This is a genomic window from Pseudochrobactrum kiredjianiae, from assembly GCF_030362795.1.
Taxonomy (GTDB): domain Bacteria; phylum Pseudomonadota; class Alphaproteobacteria; order Rhizobiales; family Rhizobiaceae; genus Pseudochrobactrum; species Pseudochrobactrum kiredjianiae.
This window is the reverse complement of sequence record NZ_JAUCBM010000008.1, coordinates 99,133-119,019: the sequence shown is the minus strand read 5'-3', so window position 1 is coordinate 119,019 and position 19,887 is coordinate 99,133. Positions and strand designations below refer to the sequence as shown.

General features: G+C 48.8%; 11 protein-coding genes and 5 pseudogenes. 8 read left to right on the top strand and 8 right to left on the bottom strand.

All coding sequences use genetic code 11. The features are described 5' to 3' along the window. Nucleotides 1-18: 18 nt before the first annotated feature. Nucleotides 19-1,208, bottom strand: a protein-coding gene (locus QUF18_RS14965) for an IS3 family transposase (RefSeq protein WP_289386482.1) whose coding sequence is annotated in 2 segments (ribosomal slippage) — nt 19-956 and nt 956-1,208 — 1,191 coding nt in all. Because the reading frame shifts where the segments join, the coding sequence is not laid out codon by codon here. Nucleotides 1,209-1,329: 121 nt separating this feature from the next. Here QUF18_RS14965 and QUF18_RS14960 point away from each other — a divergent pair. Then, nucleotides 1,330-1,515: pseudogene (locus tag QUF18_RS14960) on the top strand (helix-turn-helix domain-containing protein); the annotation flags it as partial. 21 nt (nt 1,516-1,536) lie between these two features. Then, complete coding sequence (locus tag QUF18_RS14955) at nt 1,537-2,181, top strand: LysR substrate-binding domain-containing protein (protein WP_289388049.1); 645 nt, start codon at nt 1,537-1,539, stop codon at nt 2,179-2,181. A gap of 62 nt (nt 2,182-2,243) precedes the next feature. Here QUF18_RS14955 and QUF18_RS14950 read toward each other — a convergent pair whose 3' ends face one another. Then, complete coding sequence (locus QUF18_RS14950; RefSeq protein WP_289388039.1) at nt 2,244-2,441, bottom strand: YbdD/YjiX family protein; 198 nt, start codon at nt 2,439-2,441, stop codon at nt 2,244-2,246. 149 nt (nt 2,442-2,590) lie between these two features. Beyond that, nucleotides 2,591-4,645 (bottom strand): annotated as a pseudogene (locus tag QUF18_RS14945) (carbon starvation CstA family protein). 225 nt (nt 4,646-4,870) lie between these two features. Between QUF18_RS14945 and QUF18_RS14940 the strand changes: the two are divergent. From QUF18_RS14940 to QUF18_RS14925, 4 genes are all read left to right on the top strand, one after another. Beyond that, entirely contained in the window at nt 4,871-6,448 is a 1,578-nt protein-coding gene (locus QUF18_RS14940; RefSeq protein ID WP_289388038.1) for a peptide ABC transporter substrate-binding protein, read from the top strand. Nucleotides 6,449-6,874: 426 nt separating this feature from the next. After that, on the top strand, nt 6,875-7,438 hold the full coding sequence (gene ahpC, locus QUF18_RS14935; protein WP_289388037.1) for an alkyl hydroperoxide reductase subunit C: 564 nt from the start codon (nt 6,875-6,877) through the stop codon (nt 7,436-7,438). A gap of 177 nt (nt 7,439-7,615) precedes the next feature. Next, a complete protein-coding gene (ahpF, locus tag QUF18_RS14930) occupies nt 7,616-9,184 on the top strand; it encodes an alkyl hydroperoxide reductase subunit F (RefSeq protein WP_289388036.1) in 1,569 nt (522 codons plus the stop codon). 13 nt (nt 9,185-9,197) lie between these two features. Continuing rightward, a complete protein-coding gene (locus QUF18_RS14925) occupies nt 9,198-10,118 on the top strand; it encodes a LysR substrate-binding domain-containing protein (protein ID WP_289388035.1) in 921 nt (306 codons plus the stop codon). An 86-nt stretch (nt 10,119-10,204) separates the two neighbouring features. On the opposite strand, the pseudogene QUF18_RS14920 reads toward QUF18_RS14925, so the two are convergent. Then, a pseudogene (locus QUF18_RS14920) lies at nt 10,205-12,169 on the bottom strand (autotransporter family protein). A 586-nt stretch (nt 12,170-12,755) separates the two neighbouring features. Here QUF18_RS14920 and QUF18_RS14915 point away from each other — a divergent pair. After that, entirely contained in the window at nt 12,756-12,998 is a 243-nt protein-coding gene (locus QUF18_RS14915) for a hypothetical protein (protein WP_289388034.1), read from the top strand. A 756-nt stretch (nt 12,999-13,754) separates the two neighbouring features. On the opposite strand, the pseudogene QUF18_RS14910 reads toward QUF18_RS14915, so the two are convergent. Continuing rightward, nucleotides 13,755-14,120, bottom strand: a pseudogene (locus QUF18_RS14910) (DDE-type integrase/transposase/recombinase); the annotation flags it as partial. Here QUF18_RS14910 and QUF18_RS14905 point away from each other — a divergent pair. Continuing rightward, a pseudogene (locus tag QUF18_RS14905) lies at nt 14,111-14,233 on the top strand (IS3 family transposase); the annotation flags it as partial. The pseudogenes QUF18_RS14910 and QUF18_RS14905 sit on opposite strands and share 10 nt — an antisense overlap. Nucleotides 14,234-14,322: 89 nt before the next feature. Here the strand turns inward: QUF18_RS14905 and QUF18_RS14900 are convergent. From QUF18_RS14900 to QUF18_RS14890, 3 genes are all read right to left on the bottom strand, one after another. Continuing rightward, on the bottom strand, nt 14,323-15,612 hold the full coding sequence (locus QUF18_RS14900) for a cytosine permease (RefSeq protein WP_289388033.1): 1,290 nt from the start codon (nt 15,610-15,612) through the stop codon (nt 14,323-14,325). Between the two features lie 477 nt (nt 15,613-16,089). Further along, nucleotides 16,090-17,757 (bottom strand): hydantoinase B/oxoprolinase family protein, encoded by a 1,668-nt coding sequence (locus QUF18_RS14895; protein WP_289388031.1) that lies wholly within the window; start codon nt 17,755-17,757, stop codon nt 16,090-16,092. Nucleotides 17,758-17,768: 11 nt separating this feature from the next. Continuing rightward, nucleotides 17,769-19,844 (bottom strand): hydantoinase/oxoprolinase family protein, encoded by a 2,076-nt coding sequence (locus QUF18_RS14890; RefSeq protein WP_289388030.1) that lies wholly within the window; start codon nt 19,842-19,844, stop codon nt 17,769-17,771. Nucleotides 19,845-19,887 lie beyond the last annotated feature (43 nt).

Below are 19,887 nucleotides of genomic sequence, written 5' to 3'. Positions count from 1 at the left end.
TGACCTGCCACTGAACTTTCATCCAACGGCGATTAGAGCCTCGGCGGTTTTGACTACGCCAATTGGCGTGTTGGTAGCAACCGGCGGAAACGCCAAGCTTTCATCTTGCGCAGCGTTGGAGCCGGTTGCGGCGATGGATCCAGCATAGTCTGCCGGGGTTTGGTATCCCAGCGACGAGTGTGGCCGGAAATTGTTGTAATCGTCGGCCCATTGGGCGATGGCGCTGCGGGCGTGATCGAGGCCAAAGAACAGGCTTTCGTTGAGCAATTCGTCGCGCATCCGACCGTTGAAGGATTCAACATAGCCGTTCTGCATAGGCTTTCCTGGCGCGATATAGTGCCACTCAACCTTGTGATCCTTCGACCAGGCCAGGATGGCATTCGAGGTGAGTTCCGTGCCGTTATCGGAGACAATCATTCCGGGCTTGCCGCGTCGTTCGATCAGCGTCGTCAGTTCTCGGGCGACACGGCGGCCGGAGATTGAGGTGTCCGGGATTGCTGCCAGGCATTCCCGTGTCACATCATCAACGATATTGAGGATCCGGAACCGTCTCCCGCATGCAAACTGGTCGTGCACGAAATCGAGAGACCAACGGGCATTTGCTTTCGCCTCGACCAGGATCGGCGCACGCGTGCCGACGGCCCTTCGTCGAGCCTTCCGCTTGCGAACCGAAAGCCCTTCCTCGCGATACAGCCGATAGATGCGGTTGACGCCGGATGGCTCTCCGTCCCGCCTGAGCAGGACGAACAGCCGTCGGTAGCCGAAGCGCCGTCGCTCGTTGGCGAGATCGCGCAACTTTGCTCGCAATTCGACCTCCGGCGGTCGGCAGGACCGATAGCGGATCATCTTGCGATCAGCCGAAACAATCTGGCAGGCCCGCCGCTCCGAAAGACCCATTATGTCCTTCAGATGTGCAACGGCGTCACGCTTGGCGGCAGGCCCTACCATTTTTTTGCGAGAAGCTCGCGGAGTGCGGCGGCATCGAGCATCTGCTCGGCCAACAGCTTCTTAAGCTTGGCGTTCTCTTCTTCGAGTGCCTTCAGGCGCTTCGCCTCGGACACCTCCATACCGCCGTATTTGGCTTTCCAGTTATAAAATGTTGCGTCCGAAATCCCATACTTGCGGCACAGGTCGGCCACCTTCATGCCTGCCTCCTGCTCCTTCAGCACCGCAATAATCTGCTCTTCCGTAAATCGCTGCTTCTTCATTCGTCCGTCCTTTATCGGGCCGGACTCTAATCCATTCTGGAGGAAATTCTCAGTGGCAGGTCAGGAGTAGCATAATCAGAAATATGTACTTATATATTTCAATGATAATTATTTGTTATGATTGGAAGTCAAATTGCTTGATCCGGAGGCTGTCGAAGCCTTTCTCCTTATTGCCGAGTTGCAGTCTTTTACAAGGGCTGCTGGTGCTTTAAATACTACGCAGGCCGCCATCTCATTACGCCTCAGGCGTTTGGAAGAGGTATTAGGACAGCGTTTATTAGAGCGCACACCGAGGCATGTTCGTTTGACGGCTGCGGGAGCGCAATTTTTGGAACCGGCACGAGAGTTTTTGGCGGCAGGGCGACGTGCGGCGGAAATTTTTACCGAGGCACCAGCTCGCCTTTCTATTGGGATAACCCATCATCTTATCGGTCCCAATCTTTCCAAATTACTGCAAATTGTCAGTGAACGGGAAACCGGTGTTACATTGCAATTGCGCACCGCAGGGACACGAGACTTGCTAGCTCTGTATGATGCAGGTGATTTGGATGCAGTTATTATTCTGCGTCATGACGAAAGTCGCAGGGATTGCGAGGTCTTAATGATCGAAAATTTCGGCTGGTTCGCAGCTCAGGATTTTGCACTGCTCAATGGTATGCCGCTTCCCCTTGCGATACAGCCTGCACCTTGCAATCTTCGCGCCATGGCGCTCAAAGCGCTTGGTTCTCACGATATATCATGGCGGGAGGCTTTTGTCGGAACCGGTGCTATTTCAGTTGCCGCTGCCGCTGAAGCCGGTTTGGCTGTGGCTTTGCTCGCCCATAAAGCTGCGCCGCCGCATTTGCTGGAGGTTGGTGAAAAGCTGAACCTTCCGTCGTTGCCAAAGCGGGATATCGTGATTATTTCCAACGTTACAGGGAAGCGAGCAACATCAGTATTACGGCGACTGGTCAGTAAATTTCAAACTTTATGAACGCTCAAAACTTGTGATGGATACGGGTTTGAAGTGGGTTTTCTTTCATATTGAAGAGTAACCTAGCAGCATTTGAAACTCCCTTTTCCGCCATAACGCACATCTTGCCGCTCGCGGAAAAACGCGGCGTAGGTCATAGGCAACTGGTCCGGGTGGTTCTGTTTTAAGTGCCGGACATAGTTATCATAATCCGGCACTCCGATCATAAGCATGGCAGTTTGACAGGCGCATTTCCCCACCCGTATCATTTTATCAAACATGACAAAGCTCCTTCCTGTTATGAGAATTCATCGCATACGAGCCAGCATAATTCCTTAAACTTGAATCAGTTCAAGGTTAAATTATGCTGTAAATATAGAGTGTTAGAGCGACCTTTGTGCGCCCAAGAGGGTGCACGGCGATCTAGTATTTAATGCCCGCGAACCAATTGTTGCTGCCAGTCCGATGGCAGAGGTTCATAAGGCACTTCCCGCACACTCGGTTCTTGTTTCTTCCACGCGGCAATGCCGGTTTTGATCGAGAAAAACGCAAGTATAACAACAACAATCATAAAGAATGCTGTCAGCGTACCATTAACATAATTATTGAAGGCATCATGCGGGGTGTTTGCATTGCGGGCTGCTGCTAAAAAGCCGGTTTTATCACTGAACACTTTCTGCCAGCCTGCGGTCATTGTACAGACGAACAGCCATATGGCAGGCAGCAAAGCCACCCAGACATAGCGCTCGCGTTTCATCTTCATAAGAACAACCGCACAGAGCATGAGTGCCATGCCCGCAAGCATTTGATTGGCAATGCCAAAAAGCGGCCATAGTGTATAGATACCGCCTTTCGGATCAATCGCGCCCTGATAGACAAAATAGCCCCAGCACAGAACCACCAAAGCTGTCGCCAGAATATTCGCAAACAAGCTGTCGGTTTTACGCAAATGCGGATGCACCATGCCTAAAAGATCCTGAAGCATAAAGCGGGCGGATCGTGTGCCTGCGTCTACTGCGGTCAAAATAAACAAGGCTTCAAACAGAATGGCGAAATGATACCAGAATGACATATTCAACCAGCTTCCCAGCGCATTGTGCAGAATATGCGCGATGCCGACTGCCAGTGTCGGCGCGCCGCCAGCTTTTGCCACAATAGAGGTTTCGCCGACATCTTGTGCAATTGCTTGCAGGGCTTACGGCGTTATGTGAAAACCCCAGCCGCTGACAACTGTCGCTGCCGATTGCAGTACATCGGCTGTACCCGCGGGTGCCAGAACCGCAAGCGGTGCGTTCATGGCAAAATAAATCCCGGGATTGATTACACAAGCACCGATCAGAGCCATTATGGCGACGAAGGATTCCATCAACATGCCGCCATAGCCGATATAACAACTCTGATCCTCGTTCGCGAGCATTTTGGGCGTTGTTCCCGATGCGATCAGTGCATGAAAGCCGGATACAGCGCCGCAGGCAATCGTGATGAACAGAAACGGGAAAATGTCTCCGCTCCATACAGGACCTGTTCCATCGGTAAAACGTGTCAGGGCAGGCATTTCCAGCACAGGCCGCAAAATAACAATGCCTATGGCCAGTGCTATGATTGTGCCGATTTTCAGAAAGGTTGAAAGGTAGTCGCGCGGCGCAAGTAAAAGCCAGACAGGCAGAACGGCAGCAATAAAACCATAGACAATAATAATGCCGGTTAAGGTTGTTGCATCAAAAGTGAACCACGATGCGTAAGCACTGTCTTTAATCCAACCACCGGATACAATCGCAAATAACAGAAAAACCAAACCGATAATTGATACTTCGCCCACACGACCAGGGCGGATATAGCGCAGATAAATGCCCATGAATAATGCGAGCGGTATTGTAAAGCCGACAGTATAGGTTCCCCATGGGCTTTCTGCCAAAGCCTTCACCACGACCATGGCAAGAACACCCAGAATGATAATCATAATCATGAAGCAGGCAATCAGGGCGATGATACCCGCAGCATTGCCCATTTCTTCGCGTACAAGCTCGCCGAGAGAGCGTCCATCGCGCCGGGTTGATATGAACAACACCATGAAGTCCTGCACTGCGCCAGCTAATACGCAGCCCGCCAATATCCAGAGCATACCCGGCAAATAGCCCATCTGTGCAGCCAGCACAGGCCCCACCAGAGGCCCTGCACCGGCAATTGCCGCAAAGTGGTGGCCGTATAAAATGTTTTTGTCGGTCGGGACATAATCCAGACCGTCATTATGTCGGAAGGCAGGTGTCATTCGTGTTGAATCTGCCTTCAACACAGTCTTGAGAATAAACTGGCCATAAAGACGGTAAGCAATAAAATACGTACACACCGAAGCAATGACAATCCACATTGCATTGACCGGTTCATTACGGTTCAAAGCAATAAATCCGAGGGAAAATGCCCCTAATATCGCGATGATGATTAAAAGGGATGTTACGAAAAAAGATCTGGGTTTTAACGCCTGCATTCTGTGTCCCCCCATGAAATTTAAAAATGGCATTGCGGAGCAATGTGTAATTACAAAAATAAATCACGATGATAAATTAAATAAAATACAGTAATTTCATTTTTAGTAATTGATCTATAGCTATTTATTGCTAGCTATTACTTAATATAGAAAACATTTATAAGAAAAAGTACATTGATAGTCTAATTAGTCTCATCACGAGGCTGTCTGCTATTGTGAGGTCTTATGTATCGTAATTTGTTATTAGCAAGTGTCTGCCTGCTATCTCTGACTGTTGCAGCATCAGCTGAAATCACAATCAACCGTGACAGCAGCGGCGATCCATCAACACTGGATCAGCATCATTCCTCGGCGGTGAATGAAGGTTACATATTACGCGATCTCTATGAGGGGCTTGTCACTTTCGACGGGGAAGGCCAAATAATCCCCGGTGTGGCACAATCCTGGGAGATTTCACCCAATGGTTTGACTTATGTTTTTCATTTACGCGAGGATGCCAAGTGGTCGAATGGTGAGCCGGTGACAGCCGGTGATTTTGAATTTTCACTGCACCGTATAATGGATCCTAAGACCGCTGCCGGATATGCTAATGTGCTTTACGCCATAAAAAACGCAAGAGCCATTAATACCGGAAAACTACCAGTTGACCAGCTTGGTGTTGAAGCCGTTGACGACCATACGTTAAAAATTACTCTGGCTTCGCCAACGGCTTATTTCTTGTCACTTTTAACACATCAGACTGCCTATCCTATGAACCGCAAAGCCGTGGAGAAATACGGTGATAAATTCACTGCGCCCGGTAATCTGGTATCAAATGGCGCTTATATACTCTCCAGCTTCACGCCGAATGATAAAATCGTTTTGAAGAAAAACCCATATTATTGGAAGGCAAAAGATGTTCAGATTGATGTGGTGAACTGGATGCCATTTGAACAACCTGCCAGTTGTATGCGGCGGTTTGAGGCAAAAGAGGTTGATATTTGCTCAACTGTCGCAGCGGAGCAGATGGATTATATCAATGCCAATCTAAAACAATATTTGCATATATCGCCTTATTTCGGTGTCAATTACCTTAATGTCAAAGGCGAGCCGGATAGCAAGCTGCGTGATCCGCGAGTGCGTCAGGCAATTTCTATGGTGATCGACCGTGATTTTTTAGCAAATCAAGTTCGCCGCGGCATGTTGTTGCCAAAATATTCTATGGTTCCATCCGGTACTAAGAACTATGTCGATGATGCTCCTCAATTGCTTTATAGCAATCAGGATATACTTGACCGCGAGGATAAGGCGAAGGAATTGATGAAGGAGGCCGGTGTGGCACCGGGCAGCCTGTCAGTAAAACTGCGCTATGCAACGTCAGTGAACAACAAGAACACGATGATCGCTATCGCGGATATGCTCAAAAATATCGGCATCAAAGCCGAGCAGGACGAAGTGGAGGGGACGACCTATTTCAACTATTTACAAGAAAAAGGCATGTATGACTTTGCCTATCAGGCATGGATCGGTGATTATGACGACCCTTATTCTTTCCTGAGCCTGTTTACGACCGGAAATAGTTTTAATTATTCTGACTGGTCGAACAAAGATTATGATGCACTGATTATCAAATCAGAAACCATGACAGACACTCAGGCCCGTGCTGAAACTTTGGCTGAAGCTGAGAGAATTTTACTCAATGAGGTGCCGGTGATACCGTTACTCGCTTCTTCATCGCAGGCGCTCGTCTCTGATAAGATTGAGGGTTATACTGATAATCTGATGAATACTCATGGTACGCGTTGGCTGTCGTTCAAAAAATGAGCGATGAAAGGCGAGCGGTCCGATTTCGACATTTCTACCAGTATCGGGCCAAAGGATTCAAAAGCCAACTTCAAGCAGCTAGTTCTGTAAGTATATGATGCATATGTAAGGTGAGGGTTTAACTCGACAGTCGTAAAATCAAAAAATCATCTGATCTCTGAATTCGAATCTTAGTCTATGATCAAAACCATTCCGGCACATGCATAGCGCTAAAACATATATAATTTCCAGTGCATAGCAGCTATGCAAAAAACACATACCTTAAAAAACCGATAAAACCACACGATAAGTGTTATTTAAATATGTTTAAGACGCTTTTATCTGCGCAATAGATAGCGTCAATCGATATTTAGTTGTTAATTGATTTTGCAAATTTCGTTTCCGCCTCTATATGGGAGCCAGACAACATTCTGACAGGAGTGCATAATGGCAACCGTAAACACACAGATCAAACCTTTCATCGCGCAGGCTTACCGTGAAGGTAAATTCATTTCTGTGACCGAAGAAGATGTATTGGGCAAATGGGCCGTATTTTTTTTCTATCCAGCTGACTTTACATTTGTATGTCCTACCGAACTGGGCGACCTTGCAGACCATTATGCTGAACTGCAGAAAATGGGCGTTGAAGTTTATTCGGTTTCAACCGACACGCATTTCACGCACAAAGCATGGCACGATTCATCCGACACAATCGGCAAAATCAACTACACCATGCTCGGCGACCCAAGCGGCGTTGTGACCAACAATTTCGGTGTTATGCGCGAAGGTCAGGGTCTTGCAGATCGTGCGACTTTCATCGTTGATCCGGATGGTATCATTCAGGCAATGGAAATCACTGCTGAAGGCATTGGCCGTGATGCTTCCGATCTCGTGCGCAAGATCAAAGCTGCACAATATGTGCGCTCGCATCCGGGTGAAGTTTGCCCTGCAAAATGGCAGGAAGGCGAAGCGACACTCGCTCCTTCGCTCGATCTGGTCGGCAAAATCTGATTATTCGTAAGTAAAAATATCTGGCAGCACTCTCCCAGTGCTGCCAGATAACCTCAAGCATTTTCGGTTCAGACCGGCACGTTAAAATGCTTCATCTATTTGTTTTGAGCGCATCTATCCTGAATAATAGTGTTACTTCGGAAGGCGCTCTGTGACAGTTTTGCAGAGGAACACAGTATGCTCGACACGAACTTGAAAACCCAGCTCAAGGGCTATCTTGAACGTCTGGTACGGCCGGTTGAAATCATTGCTTATGCCGGTGACGATGCTAAATCGCGTGAGCTGCTGCAACTTCTTGAACAAATCCGTGAGCAGTCAGACAAGATCACAATCAAGCACGGTGATGTTGAGGGCGCGCGCGTACCGTCCTTCGCACTGACCTCACCGGGTGAAGATATCCGTCTGGTTTTTGCCGGTCTGCCACTTGGTCACGAATTTACATCTCTTGTACTGGCTCTTCTACAGGTTGGCGGCTATCCGCCAAAGGTTGAGCAGGCATTGATCGACCAAATTCGTGGTATCAAAGGCAAATTCCGTTTCGAAACATACTATTCACTGTCCTGCCAAAACTGCCCTGATGTAGTGCAGGCACTCAATCTTATGGCTGTTCTTAATCCTGGTATCGAGCATGTCGCTATTGATGGCGCGCTGTTTCAGGATGAAGTCTCTGAACGTCAGGTGATGTCGGTTCCGTCAATCTTCCTTAATGGTGAAGCATTCGGTTCCGGCCGTATGGGTGCAGAAGATATTCTCGCTAAAATCGATACAGGCGCAGGAGAACGTGCAGCCGAGGCGATTAAGGCACAGGCACCATTTGATGTGTTGATCGTTGGCGGTGGTCCCGCCGGTGCTGCTGCTGCGATTTATGCTGCTCGTAAGGGCATTCGTACCGGTATTGTTGCCGATCGCTTTGGTGGTCAGGTACTGGATACGATGTCGATTGAGAACTTTATTTCCGTGACTCATACGGAAGGGCCAAAACTGGCACGCGCTATGGAAGCGCATGTGCGTGACTATGATGCCGAGATCATCACTGGCCAGCAAGCGGTTAAACTGGAGCGGATTTCAGAAGGCTTTAAAGTACAGCTCGCTTCAGGAGCTACGCTCACCAGTACTTCGATCATTCTGTCGACCGGTGCCCGCTGGCGCAAAATGGGCGTACCGGGTGAAGATCAATATATCAATAAAGGCGTGGCTTTCTGCCCGCATTGTGATGGCCCGTTGTTTAAAGGCAAACGCATTGCAGTGATCGGCGGTGGAAATTCCGGCGTGGAAGCAGCAATTGATCTGGCTGGACTCGTCAGCCATGTTACACTGATTGAGTTTGACAAAGTGCTGCGTGCCGATGAAGTGCTGCAACGTAAGCTCAAGAGCCTGCCGAATGTGACCATTCTCACATCAGCGAAAACAACAGAAATCACCGGTGACGGCAAGCGCGTTAATGGCCTGGTCTATGAAGATCGCGTGAGCGGTGAAGTGCATAAAGTTGCGCTGGAAGGTGTTTTTGTGCAGATCGGTCTGGTGCCAAATACTGAATGGCTGAAAGATACGCTGACACTGACTGCCCATGGTGAGATCATCACTGATAATCATGGTGCGACCTCTATGCCTGGCGTGTTTGCAGCCGGCGACTGTACAACCGCACCATATAAGCAGATTGTTATTGCAATGGGTGAGGGCGCACGGTCTTCGCTGGCCGCTTTCGATTATCTGATCCGTCTGCCGGTTGCAGAAAAGGCAGCTTGAGGCTCGTTTCAAAATGAATCTGCGCGATTTGGAATATCTTGTTGCGCTGGCTGATCAGCGCAACTTTCATCGTGCAGCTGAGCTTTGCAATGCCAGTCAGCCAACACTTTCTGCTCAGATACGTAAGCTGGAGCAGGAGCTTGGTGTTGTTTTGTTCGAGCGCTCATCGCGCGGACTTATCCTGACGCAGGCTGGCGAAGCCGCAGTCAAACGCGCCCGCACAATATTGCGTGAGATCACACACATGCGCGATGAAGCCACGGGGCATTGTGCTGACGGCACGCGGCGTCTGCATCTTGGTGTATTTCCGACGCTTGGCCCTTATCTTCTGCCGCATGTTATGCCGCGCTTCATGGAGAGCTTTCCATCCACGGAAATACTACTGACAGAAGAGAAAAGCACAGTGCTGCTTCAACGTCTGATTGACGGGCAAATTGATGCAGCTTTGCTGGCTTTGCCGGTTGAAGACCCACATATCACAGGGCACAAATTATTCACTGAGCCATTCCGGCTGGCTGTGCCAGCGGGACATGTGCTCGCAAAGCAAGAACGACTTACAAGTAATGCACTTTTCGGCCAGCGTCTGATGTTGCTGGAGGAGGGGCATTGTCTGCGCGATCAGGCGCTGACCCTGTGCCATCGCTATGGCGCGCATGAGTATGATGGTTTTCGCGGTACCAGTCTCGAAACATTACGCCAAATGGTGATTGCAGGGATGGGGCTGACTTTATTGCCGCAACTAGCTTGCGTTGAAGTGAACGCTCAGAGCCATATTGCGTTCCTGCCTTTGGAAACAGAGGGTTTTCAGCGTGATATTGGTCTATATTGGCGTAAATCAAGCAATGCAACTGATGTTATGACCAGACTTGCAGGGCTGATTTCCTCCGTGGTAGCAGAGCTTTTGCCTTCGAAAGAGCTGGCGGTTTCAGAGTGAAGTGATCACAGCTTAAAACTCATTATACATAAGACCGGCCTGCATAAAAATGCAGGCCGGTCTTATAATTTCATAACAGTGATTAATCAGAACGCGACTTTGAAGCCAGCTGTGCCCTTGACAGAATAGCTGTCGCCAAAGTTCTTCAGGCTGGTATTGACGGACACCTCACCATAGAGCTTGTATTTATCATTGCCCCAGTTGTAACTGCCGCCGGTGCCAATGCCACCCCATGTACGCTCGTTCTCAGTTGCAAAACCTGTATCTGCTACGCTGATGCGTGAACCATTCAGGAACTCTTGATAGAGATTGGCAATAGCATAAACATGATTGCGTGTAGTCTTGCCGTCAGTGCTTGTTCTGCTCGCTTCATAATCTGCGGACAGACCAAGACGTCCGAGCAAACTGTTGCCGCGATCGAGTGTGACATCCGCGCCGTAACGATCATTAAAGCTATCGAAATCGACTGCAGAATAAGCAAGCTGAGCCTGCGGTGTTAGCGTCCAGCCCTCTGCAATGCCGAAACGCTTACCGGTTTCAACGCTGAAGGCATAGCCGAATGCGTCATTGCTATTTGTCAGACCTGCATTGGCTGATTTTGAGTTCAGATCGCTATTATACCACGTTGCATGTGTCTGCGCGTCCACGTAGAAACCGTCATTGCCATACCAAGTGAGCGTGCCGCCCAAGCCCCAACCGTCTGTTTTGATTGAGCCATTGCCATAGAACGACGCGACATCTGTCGAGATGTTGGCATAATGAACCGTGATACCGCCAATCAGTTTGCCATTATCATTTTCAATCAACTGACCATCAAGACCGGCCTGCATTTTTCAAACGTCAACATCGTAATTGTCGAGTGTCGTAGTCGTTTTAGGTTCAAAGCGGCTATGGGAACCCTCAATGCGACCCCAAACAGCACTGGCAGATTCCGTATCACCACTTTCTTGTGCGTTTGCACTACTCCAGTAACGGTTACCAACACGCTGCTGCAATGTCGGCAAACGATTTGCGGTGAGCAATCCTTGTGCATAGGCTTCATAAACAGGGATGCCAGCCTGATAAAGCGGGCTCTCGGGCTGTGTCGGTTGCTCAGGGGCAGGGATCAGCTGTGAACGCAGATACCAGCTGCCATCCTGAGGATCGCCAATCCCATTTTTATGCAGAGCATAAGCATAAGCGCCTGCAACCACAACCTGCTGGCCTTCAAGCGCGTAATCACCGTTCAAAGTGAATGCACCTTCTGACAGGCCATCAACCTGAATAATTTTGATACCTTCAGAAGTGAGCGCACCTGCACCATTGAAATTGGCCACGCGAACATTCGAATTGCCGGACGTATTACCCGTAATAACCAACTGATCGGTCTTTGAAGTGTCATCACCAAGTGCGGTGCGAATAGCAACAATGCCGCCTTTGCCTTCATAATTGCCATCAATAGTGAGGGTGCCGAGAATATCGTTACCCGGAGCGATGACGCCGCCTGTTTCATTGACCGTCGCGCCGACCTTACCAACACCCTGCAATCGACCGCCAGTGACGGTCATCGTACCACCGAGGGTATTGTTCACAGCTAGAGTGCCGGCACTAACAAGTGTTTTACCCGTGAAGCCGCTTTGATCTGTATTGAAAACTGTTTTACCAGAGCCAGTCTGATTGACCGAGCCATTGCCTTTCAAAGCAATATCAAAGGCATAGTCTGTATCGGTATGATTGAAGTTCAGCGTACCATTGCCCAAGCCGAACTGGATCGCAGCAGCTTCAATCGTGCCTGCGCGGGTTGCAGCTTTTCCAGCTTCTCCGCCGATATTGATTGTTCCGGTGCCACTGGCATTGGTGGCTACGAGAAGCGAGCCACCGCTCGTCACTTTGGCACCATCTGCAATAGTAAGGCTACCTTCGCCTTTCGTGCCAACCTGAACACCACCTAATGGCGTGGTGGTCAATATTTGAGAATTCTCGCCAGAGATAAAAACTGAAGCTTTGGTGTTCGTATCAAGAGCAATTTGAAGAGATGTCCCTTTATAAGACCCGCCATCAGTAATCGACATGGAACCATTGAATAAATAGACTTGACTCACTGTCGTAAAGGTTGAATCTTTGCCAGAAATATTGACAATGCCAACACCACCTCTGTTGATTGCTGCTTGTCCGCCAAAATATGCACTAGTAGCATTCAAACTGCCGCCATTCGTAATATTAATGTATGAATTACCGGCTGTATTTTGGATAACAGCGGCATTTAATTGAGAATTCGTTCCATCAACATTAATCGTTCCGTTCGTATACGCCGTATTACCAAGCTGAAGAGACTTCCCAGTAAAAGTTGCGCCTTTTTCAACGGTTAGGGTGGCCATGCCGTCTTTTACGCCGATAGTAGACGTTGCACTAGCGGCTGTTGTAGTCAGAGCGGTATTGGAGCCGCTTATAACAACAGTAGCTGTGTCGCGCGTTATGTTCACCACGCCATTATTAGCTGCGCCATTGATATTAATCTGACTACCGTTTTCAACACGGACAGTACCACTGGCGACCGTAATAGCACTCCCTAAAGTGCCTTTTACACCACTGAGCACCACTGTACCGTCGCCGCTGACAGGTAACTGCCCAATATCACCAGAACTGGGACCAGAGATAGTGCCCGTAATAGTTATTAAGCCTGAAGATGTGGTTTTGATTGGCGCAGCCCGATTTGTCGATAGGGTGTATGTTGCAGTATCAATTGTTATGTTGCCACTTGCGGCTGGCAGTGGCGTTGAACCAGAGAGAGCAAAGCTGCCTGTCAATGTTATCGTAGATCTGGCATCACCGCTGGCATTAGCTTGGTCAATCGCGATTACTAATTCTGCCTCATTAGAAGCGGTAAAATTAGCAGCATGAACCGGGCTACTTAATGTAGTGGCCACAGCAAGCGTCAAGCACACATAGGATACACTCGATAGTAGTTTGCGCGTTTGGAAACTGTGCGTGTGTGTAGACAAAATAGTCGACATAACTTCCCCTATTCCGGAGAAGTGTAACGGCTCTCTGGTTCATTTCGACATTGGTTATATTTTTGAGATACAGATAGAATGATCGAAGCTTATTAAAGAGCCTCGTTCCCCCAATTCCCCCTGGCAACATGCTCATCAAACTGAACATTGTTGTTATTACTTGTAATGCTAATTTTCTTTTAGCTAAAGCCATAAAATTAACAAATTTCAAAAAATATTTATAATAATCAATCACTTAGAATATCTCTAAAGTGAGATACATACGGCTATTCCTTAAAACACTCGCGTACAATGGTTATCAAATTCAGCATAAAAAGACTGATTTGGTTGCAACTGTTTCACGATAGAATCCATATGTCGAAGTTTAGATATGCATCGGAGTTCGAAGATAAGTTCGACTTCAGTCCGCAAGCTGTCGTGGGTATCTCTGAGTTAAAACGCAATGAGCAGATTATAGGTAGTTTTCATTGCATATTGATTATGTTGAGTTGGTTAAATCACATTAGTCTGTAGTAGCTATTTTAAAAAATTGTTCCATAACAAAGATTATGCACTTTAATCTTGTAGCCGCAAAATAAGAATGTAACACTCTCCGCATTGCCAAGTTGTTTGGTTAAGGCTTCGAGCAGCTTGGTTATGTGTTTCAATTGGTCATTTCTGCGGTGTATTCGGCCCGCAGGCAGAAAGCATCTGCCTTTGCATGGCTGTAGGAGATGGCGGTGAGATTGTAGCAGCGAGGACGGAGGATCGTGTTGATTTGATCGTGAGCCGAAAGGAACCGTTGTGCCTGACGAGGCGATTGAAACCGTACTATGATTTTCTCACGTTATCGGCTCAGCCGATGTGAGTTTTCAGTTCTGTTGTTCAAGCCCTTATGAACACTATGATCGGCATTTGGCGCGATTGTCTGTATCGGCTTAATATATCTGGCAAGCTTATCCGCAACCACGACGCGGGGCCGACTAAATTGCAGGACCAGCCTTGAGAAGAAACGTTTAGCGGCATTGGAAGTTAACCACGCTCGAACAGTTTATCAAAAAAATTGATAGCTGCATTCGATGGTACAACGAGAAGCGCATCAAGATATCACTTGGCCCGCAAGTCCAATCGAAATATTCATAGCATCGTGCCGTAAAACCAGCCCAAGTTTTTATCCGCCCCCTATGAGCTTTATCGGAACAAAAAAAACCCGATAAAGCAAAAGGTAATACTTATTCGACTGATCCGTCACTAACGGCTGACGTTAAAGGTGCAAAAGAGATCACAACACGCAACATTATAAAGATGACAGCCGAGATTAAAACGGCATCAAAAGTTGGCAGTGTTGAAAAACTCCAATAACCATAATTTGTCATCAAGCCGAAAATCGTTGCTAATACCCAGCACAATAATGGAATAGCCCTGTGAACGGCGTGAGGCCGCGACGGTTGCGGCAAAAGCGCGGAAAGTACTAAAATTGTGGCCAGCGGCGGCAGGCTTACACTCAGAGCAATCAAAAACGGGATGAACGCTTTATCAGCGCCAACGATAACCAGCACAACACCCACAACTGTAATTGCTGAGATAATCGTAATGAACTTAAAACGCGGAAACTGATTGGCCAGTGATAGGCTGGCAGAATACAGACATGCGGATGAATCAATCCACGCCCCCAGCAGCAACACCAACAGTGCAGGCAAACCGAACCCCAGCAGGATCATTGCCGAAATAAATTCAGGCGTACCAGATGCAAGACTTGCGACAGAAGACATAGTCATGATGACCGGATAAGCAATACCAAGCGCTACGCCTGCTCCCATTGCAGCAAAGGCAGGGCGGCGGACAAAACGACCATAATCCGGCTGAATAACTATGCCCACAACATAGGCACCAACAACCGCAGAAACAGCGCCGCCAAAACTGATTGCACCGTTGCCCTGCTTGCTCCACACCTCTCCCAATTGCGGTGCAACTAAAACCAGTGATGCAATCAGCACCAGTAAAGTTGCCGGTACAAGAATATTGCCTAAACGCTCCAGACCTGAAGCACCGTAGAGGGTGATACCCGCAATAAGAAAACACACAGGCAAACCAATTGTAAGTGCTGCAATATTATAGCCGGTCATCTGTGTGAGCGCACTGGCAGCAGTTACACCCAGTACACCAATATTAACGCCAAACCATCCGATCAGTGAAATGGCAATAACCAGTTTTACCAGACTTGCTCCCCATGGACCAAATGCTTGATCTGCCAGCAATGCCAGTCCCATGCGCGACTTTGAACCGGTAAAAGCTGTCAAAGCCCCTAACAAGCCTGAGATTACGCCCCCCACAGCCACGGCTGCCATACCCTGAACGAAGCCAAGGCTGGAGAAAATATGCGCTGAAAGAATAAAAACAGGTAATCCGCACAGGCTGCCTGCAACAATAAAGAAAATCTTCCAGCCACTGCCCTGCTCACTCACAGGCACCAGTTCGTTGGCATAGCCGCTCGTAGCTGCCTCGTTTGATAAACCAGACATTGGGTCTCCTCCCCAGCGAGCCTTAAATGGCTCGTTTGTTGTTAAATGTATTTATTCTCCGAAAGGCTGCGTGATGCTAAGTGTCGGTTCTGCAAACCATTGCGCAACGGTTCCGTGAAAAACATATACCCGCATGCAGTGGTACTTTATCGCTCCCGCATTAGATCAGCATTTCATAAATAGTCATGCTGATGCCTTGGCTTGTGCGCCTGGCAAACCCGGCAACTGATAGTCAGGTGCCAATCCCTATTGTTCCAGACCCGCACGCGCGGCAAATCAAGACTTTCACAAAGTGACTTGTAGAGCAGCTAACCAACCCTCTTCAAAGGCGAGATATATGATAACCGGCCTCCCCCCACAAATGCCGCACTAAGGCAACCAGCAGCTCAATCCTCATCAACATCCTTTATATTTCGCCCTCAGCACCGAGGGCGAAATACTTGCTTAAAAAGCTCACTGTAAGTCAGTGATGCTCCGTCAGTCTTGATAGCCGTAGACAGAACGGGCTCGCTCAACACTCAGCACGCCATTGCGAATATCTTGTGCCACGAGAGTTTGATCACGCTCTTTAGGATCACCAAATCCGCCGCCATTACCGGTCACAACACGGATCACATCATTCGTGTAAGCCTTCAAACCGGAGACGAAAGCGTATATTTCTTTGCTGCCGTCTTTTGCACGCAACACTTCAACATAATTGGAAGAGCCTTCATGTCCGCCTTCAAGTGCCCAAGGCGGAAATTTCGAACGGGTATAGCCCATAGTCAAAAGGCAGTTATTAGCCCGCACGCGATAATCCATAATAATACCGCGTCCGCCCGTATGTTTACCCTCGCCTCCCGGATTGAGGTTCAGTTCCATACGGTCAACAAAGACCCCGTTGCGCGCTTCATTGATTTCAGCAGGACAATTATAGGTTTCGCCATGGAAACCACAGAACATTGCACTGTTACCGTCGCCGGTACGGCTCGCGCCCCAGCCGCCGATCTGTGGTTCAATAATTGTATATTGGCGACCGGTATCAGGATGAAGACCGCTGATAAATGTTCCGCAAACAGAGGCGAAGTGACCAGCCGCAAGGCGGTCAGATACATGCGGTGCAAGACAGCGCCACATAATATCGTAAACCCGCAACTCAATCTCATAATAGAAGCCCATCGGTGCCGGTTCCTGCGCCTCAAAGACCGAGCCTTTTCGGGTCAGAAGCTTGATAGGTCGGAACGAGCCTTCATTGGCCGCAGAATAAGGATCTGTCAGAGATTTAAAGAGCATCTGTGCGGAGATCATCACACCGTCACGGCTGGTATTGACCGGATTGTCGGACTGATCAGGGTTATCACGCAGATCAACAATGAACTCCGTATCTGTGATCGTGATTTTCACATTGAAGATACGGCCGTCATCTTGTTCTTCAGAAAGCTCAAACTGTCCTTTCGGCAGTTTCTGCAATTCGGACAGCGCAATTTTCTCCCCCATATCCATGAATGCGCTCATGGCATGGTTGAATGTTTCAACGCCGTATTTCTCGCTGACATCCACCAACCGCTTGGCGCCGATACGCACAGAGGCAATCGCCGCCCAGACGTCGCCTTCAAGGACATCCGGCATACGGGAGTTGGTTTTGATGATTTCAATTACCGGACGGATCGGTTCGCCCTTTGAGATCATTTTAATTGCCGGAAGGCGTAAGCCCTCCTGAAAAATCTCCGTTGCATCACCGCTCAGCGAGCCCGGAGCCATGCCGCCGACATCAGAATTATGCCCGATAGCGGCTGTCCATGCGATAATCTGATCTCCTGAGAAGACGGGCATTGCCACGATGATATCGTTCAGATGGGTAACGCCGCCATAATAAGGATCGTTGGTTGCGAAAACATCGCCCGGTTCGATATCGCCCGGCTGGTTGAACTTCTCGACCAGCACTTTCACCGCTTTGTCGAGAACACCGACAAAAGCAGGAATACCGGCACCGGACGAGGCCAGCTGGCCTTTAGGGTCTGTAATGCCGGTTCCCATATCCAGCACTTCATAAATAATCGAACTCATGGCCGTCTTGCGCATGACTGCAAACATTTCATCTGCAGTTGCCTGAAGTGAGTTCTGGATAATCCGCAGCGTAATAGGGTCTTGAAGATGCTTGTTCATTGGTCTCTCCCTTATGCCGCCAGAACAATGTGAATATTACCGTAACCATCAATCTGAACATCATTGTCCGGATGAATGACAACGGTTGTTCCAGAATCCTCAATAATGGCAGGCCCTGTGAATCTCATTCCGGGCACAAGCAGATCACGATCATAAATCGCGGCGCTATGAATACCCTCCAGCGCATAATCAACATCACGACGGCCTTTGAGTGCCGCTTGAGCATCTGCACCGGACAGTTCCTGCTTCTTCATGGTCAGCTTGCCAACCTCTGACGAAGCCACCAAATGAATGCCAACCATTTCAACCGGTGCATTCAGGCGATAGGTATATTCCTGCTCGTAGAGATCATGGAAAGCACTCTCAATCGCGGCAATACGCTGAGGTGTAATTGCTCCAGCCTCGATCAGAACTTCAGTGGTATGTTCCTGATTTTGATAGCGGAATTTACCATAGCGCTGAAACTCCACCTTACTGGCGTCAATATTCTCAGCCGCAAACTGTGCCAAAGCCAGCGTTTCAGCTTCGGAGAAGACATCTTCGATCACTGTGGCAGAGCCTGTGTCCAGCTCAGCAAGACGGGTTACAAAATAGTCGCGACGTAAGTCCGACATCATCATTCCCCATGCTGAGAACACCGCAGCACCGGCAGGAATAACAACCTTTTTAACACCCAGTTCCAGGCCAAGTGCAACCGCATGCAATGCGCCGCCGCCGCCAAAGGCAACCAGTGTAAATTCACGCGGGTCATGCCCACGGTTTAGCGATACCAGTTTCAGCGCATTGACCATATTATTATTGGCGATACGAATGATGCCCCGTGCGGCTTCATCGGTGCTGATCCCCAGTCTGTCGCCAACCTGTTTCATCGCAGCTTCTGTTGCCGCCATATCGGCAACAACTTCACCACCGCAGAAATAATCCTTATTGATGCGCCCAAGCCATAAATTGGCATCGGTCGTCGTGGCGTTGTTACCACCTCTGCCATAGGCAGCAGGACCCGGGGAAGCCCCTGCAGATTGCGGCCCCACATGCAGTTCTTCAAAATTATCGACCCAGGCGATTGATCCGCCGCCATTGCCGATTTCCACCAGATCCACAACCGGCACCATAATCGGATAGCCTGCCGAGGTCTGATCACGCTCGATCCAATAGTCTGTCTTGATCTTAACTTCGCTTTTCTCAATCAGAGAACATTTTGCGGTGGTGCCGCCGATATCAAGTGCCAGAATATTAGGCTCATCAATCAGCTTACCAAGTTCTGCCGCGCCCCAGAAACCAGATGCAGGACCGGATTCAACCATGGTAATAGGAATTTGTGCAGTGGTCTCAAGAGTGCTCACGCCGCAATTGGATTGCATAATATACGGATCGCTGCGCAAGCCTTTTTCCTGTAATCCGCTCGCAAGACGCGACAGATATCGCTCAGCCAATGGTTGAACATAAGCCGACAAAGCCGTGGTATTGCAGCGTTCATATTCGCGCCATTCACGAGTGATCTGGTGCGATGAAACGGCGGACACTTCCGGCCACAGGTGTTTAATCTCTGCCAATGCTGCTTCTTCATGCGCACTATTGGCATATGAATGGAGAAAGCAAACCGCGACGGCCTCAACACCTTCCCGCTTAAAATCGGCGAGAATGTCAGCAAGCGGCGCCAGATCAAGAGCGGTCAGCTCCTCCCCTTTATAGGACAGGCGTCCCTGCAATTCACGACGCAGATAGCGCGGGACAAACGGCTCCGGTTTTTTATAGTGCAAATTGAAAAAATCAGGGCGATTACCACGGGCGATTTCCAAAGTATCGCGGAAACCTTCCGTCGTGATAAGCCCGACTTTAACGCCTTTGCGTTCTGTTAGCGCATTGATAACAACTGTCGTTCCGTGAGCCAGAAAATCAACCGTAGCGGGATCAATCTGTGCTTTATCCAGAACATTCAGAACGCCCTGCTCAAAGTTTGGCGGCGTGGTGTCTGATTTAGCCGTAATGATGCGGGATTGCCCCGTTTGCTTATCCGTCTCAAAGCAAACGAGATCTGTAAATGTCCCCCCGACATCCGTTGCTACGCGTATTGTTTTGTTGTTCATCTCAATATTTCCCAAGACTTATTTCAGGAGAATGCCTGATCAT

Excerpts from the sequence above, each read along its gene's own strand:
- QUF18_RS14950 (WP_289388039.1), bottom strand. The coding sequence starts at position 2,441 with ATGTTTGATAAAATGATACGGGTGGGGAAATGCGCCTGTCAAACTGCC.
- QUF18_RS14940 (WP_289388038.1), top strand. The coding sequence starts at position 4,871 with ATGTATCGTAATTTGTTATTAGCAAGTGTCTGCCTGCTATCTCTGACT.
- ahpC (WP_289388037.1), top strand. The coding sequence starts at position 6,875 with ATGGCAACCGTAAACACACAGATCAAACCTTTCATCGCGCAGGCTTAC.
- ahpF (WP_289388036.1), top strand. The coding sequence starts at position 7,616 with ATGCTCGACACGAACTTGAAAACCCAGCTCAAGGGCTATCTTGAACGT.
- QUF18_RS14925 (WP_289388035.1), top strand. The coding sequence starts at position 9,198 with ATGAATCTGCGCGATTTGGAATATCTTGTTGCGCTGGCTGATCAGCGC.
- QUF18_RS14900 (WP_289388033.1), bottom strand. The coding sequence starts at position 15,612 with ATGTCTGGTTTATCAAACGAGGCAGCTACGAGCGGCTATGCCAACGAA.
- QUF18_RS14895 (WP_289388031.1), bottom strand. The coding sequence starts at position 17,757 with ATGAACAAGCATCTTCAAGACCCTATTACGCTGCGGATTATCCAGAAC.
- QUF18_RS14890 (WP_289388030.1), bottom strand. The coding sequence starts at position 19,844 with ATGAACAACAAAACAATACGCGTAGCAACGGATGTCGGGGGGACATTT.